This window comes from Plesiomonas sp. (genome assembly GCF_051650925.1).
In the GTDB taxonomy this organism is placed as follows: domain Bacteria; phylum Pseudomonadota; class Gammaproteobacteria; order Enterobacterales; family CAMTGL01; genus Plesiomonas.
This window is the reverse complement of sequence record NZ_JBOFRH010000065.1, coordinates 1-5086: the sequence shown is the minus strand read 5'-3', so window position 1 is coordinate 5086 and position 5086 is coordinate 1. Positions and strand designations below refer to the sequence as shown.

4 protein-coding genes and 4 tRNA genes are annotated in these 5086 nt (G+C 45.1%); all 8 read left to right on the top strand.

Annotated elements, in window-relative coordinates:
• Positions 1-624, top strand: a 624-nt coding sequence (locus ACRC27_RS01670; RefSeq protein ID WP_438639022.1) for a porin, incomplete at its 5' end; no start/stop codon positions are given.
• 219 nt (positions 625-843) lie between these two features.
• Positions 844-931, top strand: a tRNA-Ser gene (locus ACRC27_RS01665).
• Positions 932-1101: 170 nt separating this feature from the next.
• On the top strand, positions 1102-1746 hold the full coding sequence (gene uvrY, locus ACRC27_RS01660; protein ID WP_438621765.1) for a UvrY/SirA/GacA family response regulator transcription factor: 645 nt from the start codon (positions 1102-1104) through the stop codon (positions 1744-1746).
• 3 nt (positions 1747-1749) lie between these two features.
• The gene (gene uvrC / locus ACRC27_RS01655) at positions 1750-3573 is read left to right on the top strand and encodes an excinuclease ABC subunit UvrC (protein ID WP_438639020.1); all 1824 of its coding nucleotides are present in this window, start codon (positions 1750-1752) and stop codon (positions 3571-3573) included.
• Between the two features lie 57 nt (positions 3574-3630).
• Positions 3631-4176 (top strand): CDP-diacylglycerol--glycerol-3-phosphate 3-phosphatidyltransferase, encoded by a 546-nt coding sequence (gene pgsA, locus ACRC27_RS01650; RefSeq protein WP_438621767.1) that lies wholly within the window; start codon positions 3631-3633, stop codon positions 4174-4176.
• Positions 4177-4344: 168 nt separating this feature from the next.
• Positions 4345-4420: transfer RNA gene (locus tag ACRC27_RS01645), tRNA-Gly, on the top strand.
• A gap of 60 nt (positions 4421-4480) precedes the next feature.
• Positions 4481-4554: transfer RNA gene (locus tag ACRC27_RS01640), tRNA-Cys, on the top strand.
• A 26-nt stretch (positions 4555-4580) separates the two neighbouring features.
• Positions 4581-4666: transfer RNA gene (locus ACRC27_RS01635), tRNA-Leu, on the top strand.
• Positions 4667-5086 lie beyond the last annotated feature (420 nt).

Here is a 5086-nt window from a genome sequence, read left to right as displayed (position 1 = left end):
TTGAAGTACATGATCAAGAGCAATGGCTTTATCGGTGGTCTGCAATACACTACCGCTAATGAGCAAGAGATGATCAATGGCAAAGACCAAAGTGGCGACGGTTATGCTGTTGCATTTGGTTATGAGTCAGAAGACATGGGCTTTGGTAGCTTTGGTGGTGCAATCTCTTACACCAATGCAAAGAAAACTGATGACCAAGCTCGTTTCTCATCATTCGGTGGTAACGGTGATGCAGAAATTACTGCTGCTGGCCTGAAATATAAGTACGGCAACGTGTATGCAGCAATGACCTACTCTGAAGGCCGTAACAACTTCAAGGGTCAAAATCTTAACGACCAAACTGGCTACTTCCATAAAATGCGCGGTTATGAAGCTGTTATCCAGTATCAAGCGCAGATTGAGCCATCAATCGCTTATGTTCGTACTGATGTAAAAGATAGCGCGTTGAACATTAACGATGCTTACAACGAATACGTTGATATCGGTGCAACTTACCACATGAACGACAACTTCCGCGTTTATGCTGATTACAAAATCAACTTGCTGGATGAGAATCAGTTCACTAAAGCTAACGGCTTGAACACTGATGACATCTTCGCAGTCGGTTTGCGTTACGATTTCTAATTTAATCCACTGTTACGCTTTTCTTTGCGTGAAACCAACCAGATTTCTGGTTGGTTTTTTTATGCACATAAATCACCCATGAAGGGTGTTTTTGTTTAAAAACAGACCAGTTGAACAAAAATTTCAGAAATAGAGTTGACAGTTTTTCCTATATCCATTAAATTTAGCCCCGCTTCAGAGGTGATGTCATTCACCTTCGCTCAAACAATTCATTCCTGCGGAGGGGTGGCCGAGCGGTTGAAGGCACCGGTCTTGAAAACCGGCGACGCGAAAGCGTTCGTGAGTTCGAATCTCACCTCCTCCGCCATCTTCGCTTTATCTTATCGCTTACTTATAAAACCCCAGAATATTCTTAAAAAACACCATTCTTCGCTATTTATCCCGTTAACTATTCTAAATTGCAGTTAAACCAAGTAACATGCCAATTTATTCTGCATAATGTCGCAGAGTCACCTCACCGTTATTGGAGATGGTCGATTGATTAGCGTTTTTCTGGTGGATGATCATGAATTGGTGCGCGCGGGTATCCGTCGTATTCTTGAAGATGTGAAAGGCATCAAAGTCGTCGGAGAGGCACATTGCGGGGAAGATGCAGTTAAGTGGTGTCGTACAAACAACGCCGATGTTGTGTTGATGGACATGAATATGCCCGGCATTGGTGGCCTAGAGGCTACCCGCAAAATGCTGCGCTACAACCCTGATGTCAAAATTATTGTGCTGACAGTTCATACCGAAAACCCTCTGCCGACAAAAGTGATGCAAGCAGGGGCGGCTGGGTATTTAAGTAAAGGCACAGCACCGCAAGAGATGCTCAACGCTATTCGTACTGTGTGCTCAGGTCAGCGCTATATTGCACTTGATATTGCCCAGCAGATGGCGTTAAGTCAGGTAATGCCTGATTCAGACAACCCTTTCAGCACTTTATCTGAGCGTGAACTACAGATAATGATGATGATCACCAAAGGGCAGAAAGTGACTGAAATTTCAGAGCAGCTTAACCTGAGCCCAAAAACGGTGAATAGCTACCGTTATCGGATGTTCAGTAAACTGAATATTAACGGCGATGTAGAGCTGACTCATCTTGCACTCCGGCATGGCATGTTAAAATCTGAAAAGTTGTAATCTGTGTTTGATGCCAAACCGTTTCTAAAAACTGTGGTAAATCAGCCCGGTGTCTACCGTATGTACGATGATGCGGGCACTGTGGTGTATGTTGGGAAGGCGAAAGATCTCAAAAAACGCCTTTCCAGCTATTTTCGTGCCAATTTACCCAATAAAAAAACAGAAGCGCTGGTTGGGGTCATCCACAGTATTGATGTTACCGTTACCCATACAGAAACCGAAGCGTTACTGCTTGAACACAACTACATTCAGCTTTACCAGCCGCGCTATAACGTGCTGCTGCGCGATGATAAATCCTACCCCTATATTCTGCTTAGTGCGCATAAACACCCTAGAATCAGTGCCTACCGTGGTGCTAAGCATGCCAAAGGCGAGTATTTTGGCCCGTTTCCCAGCTCCTCTTCCGTACGCGAAACACTGATTTTAATGCAGCGGATTTTCCCGTTACGTCAGTGTGAAGAGAGTGTTTACAGCAACCGTTCCCGCCCCTGTTTACAATACCAAATTGGCCGTTGCCTTGGCCCTTGTGTAAAAGGCTTAGTCAGTGATAAAGATTATCAGGCATGTGTGGACGATGCTCGGCTGTTCTTACAGGGGAAAGATCAGCAGGTGATCAACGGATTAGTTGAACGCATGGAAACGGCCAGCCATGATTTACGTTTTGAAGATGCCGCCCGGTTGCGTGATCAGATTTTGGCCGTACGTAAAGTCACTGAAAAACAGTTTGTATCGGGCGACAGTAATGATCTCGATGTGATCAGTGTCGCTTATGATAACGGTATGGCCTGCGTGTATGTGCTTTTTTTACGGCAGGGAAAGGTACTGGGCAGCCGCAGTTATTTTCCTAAAGTGCCTGCTAATACTCTGCTAGATGAAGTGGTTGAAACCTTTATTGGTCAGTTTTATCTGCAAGCCAACGAATCACGAACACTTCCTTCAGAAATTTTACTTGATTTTCATTTGACGACCCGTGATCTGCTGGCTGATTCTATTTCAACGCATGCTGGCCGGAAAGTCACCATACAAGATAATCCGCGCGCAGAACGGGCTCGTTACCTCAAGTTGGCAAGAACCAATGCCCATACGGCTCTGGTTTCTAAGTTGGCACAACAGAGCACGATACATCACCGCTTAAAGGCATTGGCAGCGTTTTTACAGATCCCCGAGATTCATCGTATGGAGTGTTTTGATATTAGCCATACGATGGGAGAGCAGACCGTTGCTTCATGCGTGGTATTTGATCGTAACGGCCCGCTGAAATCTGATTACCGGCGTTATAACATCACTGGCATTACGCCGGGTGATGATTATGCGGCGATGGAGCAGGTGCTACGTCGCCGATACGATAAATCGCTGCCGCCCGAAAAAGTACCCGATATTATTTTTATTGACGGGGGAAAAGGGCAACTGGGTAAAGCCATTCAGATTTTTGCGCATCTGGCCGTTGATTGGGATAAAACGCACCCACTATTGATTGGTGTTGCTAAAGGCGCTGATCGTAAAGCAGGTTTAGAGACACTGATCTTAGCCAAAAGTGGTCAGAGTGTGTCATTATCACCCGATTCACCTGCGTTGCATGTGATCCAGCATATTCGTGATGAATCACACAACCATGCGATTACTGGGCATCGAAAAAAACGCGCTAAAGTAAAGAGCAGCAGTGCACTAGAGGAGATTGAAGGCGTTGGGCCAAAACGCCGCCAGCAGTTATTAAAGTTTATGGGGGGGCTTCAGGCACTCAAGAATGCAAGCATAGATGATATTGCCCGCGTTCCAGGTATTTCAGCAAATTTAGCAGAAAAAATCTTTCTGGCGTTGAAACACTGAGCAGCTTGTAGCACCATAGGCGTTAGCCACTTATCTCACTAAAAAAGCTACCTAATTATGCAGTTTAATATACCAACCTGGCTGACACTGTTTCGTGTAATTCTTATTCCTTTCTTTGTGATCGCCTTTTATTTGCCATTTCAATGGGCACCTGCCGTCTGTGCACTGATTTTTGTGATTGCAGCGATTACAGATTGGTTTGATGGCTTTCTGGCTCGCCAGTTAAAGCAGACCACCCGATTTGGTGCTTTTCTTGATCCTGTCGCAGATAAGGTGATGGTTGCTGTTGCGCTGGCATTGGTTGTGCAGCAATACCATTCGATTTGGGTAACGTTACCTGCAGCTACCATGATTGCACGTGAGATTATTATCAGTGCGCTTCGTGAATGGATGGCAGAGTTAGGTAAACGCAGTAGTGTTGCGGTGTCATGGTGGGGTAAGTTTAAGACAATGGCTCAGATGTTTGCGCTATTGGCACTGTTATGGCGGCCAACCGAGTGGGTGGTGATTGTGGGCATGGTCGCGTTATATATTGCAGCAGTACTGACATTTTGGTCTATGTTCCAATATCTTAGGGCTGCATGGTCTGATTTGATGTCTTAATCATCAATTGGATCAAAAAATAACCGAACGAGTTGAAAATTAAGAAAATAGTGTTGACTCATTACCACGAATCAGTAGAATGCATCGCATCAGGTAGCGGCGCTGACATCAACAAGAAATGTTGTTGCTAACAACAAAAGTTGAAGTTAACAAAGTGAACTGAAGAGGGCGGGAATAGCTCAGTTGGTAGAGCACGACCTTGCCAAGGTCGGGGTCGCGAGTTCGAGTCTCGTTTCCCGCTCCAAAGATTTAAAATTATCATGTGTAAGTATAACAATACTCAATATGTGATAAGGCAACTTTCGGCGCGTTAACAAAGCGGTTATGTAGCGGATTGCAAATCCGCCTAGTCCGGTTCGACTCCGGAACGCGCCTCCAGAACCTGTAAGGGTAGCTATCACAAGGCCCGGATGGTGGAATCGGTAGACACAAGGGATTTAAAATCCCTCGGCTTATGGCTGTGCGGGTTCAAGTCCCGCTCCGGGTACCATCTTGTGAAGCAGAGTAATTTCAATAAGTTACTCAACAAATCAACCACCTATACGGTGGTTTTTTTGTGTCTGAAATTTACCGCCCTGTGCATATCCTGTGCTCACGGGGAGCAAAGCACTGCAACTTCCTGCCTTTTAATGCCGTTTAACCTTTCACGGTGACAACATTCTCATGGTCTTTTTTTACCGGTACCTCCGGTACACTTCTGGTCTTTCTTTAGCGTTTGGACAATTTTATGAAAGAAGAGGGGCTAACAGGAACCTAATACATCACTCCACTGTATTTGTGGCCCTTGCCGGTTGCACGGCTTCACATCCGTAAATAACTGCCTTTTATTCACATATTATTCTTATGATACCAATAAGATATATGAGGATAATGATGCAGAAATCCTTTCGCTTTACGAATACAGCGATTA